The 1,875-nt window shown below is 76.3% G+C and carries 2 protein-coding genes; one reads left to right on the top strand and one right to left on the bottom strand.

Translation table 11 applies throughout. From position 1 onward, the window contains the following. Nucleotides 1-611, bottom strand: a 611-nt coding sequence (locus tag CCN42_RS20870) for an AraC family transcriptional regulator (RefSeq protein ID WP_107427620.1), incomplete at its 3' end; no start/stop codon positions are given. A gap of 135 nt (nt 612-746) precedes the next feature. Here CCN42_RS20870 and CCN42_RS20865 point away from each other — a divergent pair. Continuing rightward, a complete protein-coding gene (locus tag CCN42_RS20865) occupies nt 747-1,850 on the top strand; it encodes an MFS transporter (protein WP_086737769.1) in 1,104 nt (367 codons plus the stop codon). Nucleotides 1,851-1,875 lie beyond the last annotated feature (25 nt).

The following is a 1,875-nucleotide window of genomic DNA, read 5'->3' as shown; positions in this document are numbered from 1 at the left end:
GCGTGGTAGAGCCGGGACTGGGTGCGCCACTGGGGGAAGGTCATGCCGAACTCGCTGCGGAACAGCCGGCTGAGGGTGCGTTCGCCGGTGCCGGTCGCGGCGCCGAGCTGGGCGAGGGTGCGGGGCTCGGCGGGGTCGGCGTGCACGAGGGCGCAGACGGCGGCCAGGCGCGGGTCGGCGGGGGTGGGCAGGACCAGCGGCTGCTGCGGGGAGGCGCGCAGCTGGTCGCGCAGGACGGCGAGCAGCCGGCGGCGCTGCGGTCCGGTGTCCTCGGGGTCGCGGGTGTAGGCGCGGATCAGTTCGCGCAGCAGCGGGCCGACGGCGAGGACCGTGGGGGTGTCCAGGCCGAGGGGGTTGTCGTGGGCGGGCAGCCCGACCAGGTGCAGTTGCAGGCGGCCGTGGGCGCGGTGGGCGTGGACGGTGCCGGCGGGGACCCAGATGGCGCGGGTGCCGGGGGCGAACCAGGTGCCCGCGTCGGTGGTGACGGCGAGCACGCCGGAGCCCGCGTAGACGATCTGGTGCTCATCGTGCCGGTGTGCGTCGATGCGGTCGCCCGCGGCCAGGTGCTGGGCGCGGGTGGGCGCCTTCGGCGTGTGGCGGACATCCGGCATGATCGGGCAGTTTATCGAAAGCGGGACAGCGGGCCGGGGCGTGACGATCGGTCCGTGACCGAACAGAAGACCGAACCGCCGTCCGCGTCCCGTTCCCGTTTCCGTTTCCGTCCGCGTGCCCGCCCGATCACGCTGATGTCCCTGGGCCATGCCTGCGTCGACGTGTACCAGGGCGCCGTCGCCGCGCTGGTGCCGTACTTCGTCGCCGAGCGCGCCTACACCTATGCCGCCGCCTCGGGCGTCGTACTGGCCGCCTCCCTGCTCTCCTCGGTGGTGCAGCCGCTGTTCGGGGCTCTCACCGACCGGCGGGAGCTGCCGTGGCTGTTGCCGCTCGCCGCGCTGGCGGGCGGTGCCGGGGTGGCCCTGTGCGGGCTCGGCGGCTCCTACGCCCTCACCCTGGCGGCGGTCGCGCTGTCCGGGGTGGGTGTCGCCGCGTACCACCCGGAGGCGGCCCGCGTGGCGCGGCTCGCGGCGGGCGGCAGCCATACGGCCATGGGCTGGTTCTCCCTCGGCGGCAATGTGGGTTTCGCGCTCGCTCCGCTGCTGGTGTGGGCGGTCGTGGCCGGCGGCGGTCTGGGCGCCTCTCCCCTGCTGGCGGTGCCCGCGCTGGTGGGAGCGGCGCTGTGTGCGGCAGCGGTCCGGGCCGTGGGTCCCCGGGCGGCGCAGGCCGCCGGGGCGCGCGTGGACTGCGGGCGCGACGACTGGCCGTCGTTCCTGCGGCTGTCGGGCGCGGTGGTGTGCCGCTCGATCGTGTTCCTCGGGCTGAGCACCTTCGTGGCGCTGTACGTCCGCGAGCGCACCGGCGGCGGGGAGGCCGCGGGCACGGCGGCGCTGTTCGTGCTGTACGCCGGGGGCGCGGTGGGCACCGTGGTGGGGGCGCGGCTGGCCGAGCGGTACGGGCGGCTGACGGTGGTGCGGCGCTCGTACGCGCTGACCGTGCTCGCCGTGGCGGGGGTGGTGGTGGTGCCCGGCCCGGCGGTGTACGGGTTCGTCGCGCTGGCCTCGGCCGGGCTGTATGTGCCGTTCGCGCTGCACATCACGCTGGGCCAGGACTATCTGCCGGGACGCGTGGGCACCGCGGGCGGGGTCACGCTGGGGCTGACCGTGAGCGTCGGGGGGCTGGCGGCGCCGGGGCTGGGCGCGCTCGCCGACGCAGCCTCGCTGCAATTCGCCCTGGCGCCGCTCGTCGTCCTGCCCGCGGTGGGGGTGCTGCTGCTGCGGGGACTGGCCGAGCCCTGAGCGGCGGGATCAGGCGGTGGCCCTC

It is taken from the genome of Streptomyces glaucescens (genome assembly GCF_002154375.1).
Classification (GTDB): domain Bacteria; phylum Actinomycetota; class Actinomycetes; order Streptomycetales; family Streptomycetaceae; genus Streptomyces; species Streptomyces glaucescens.
This window is presented reverse-complemented; position numbering and strand designations above follow the sequence as displayed.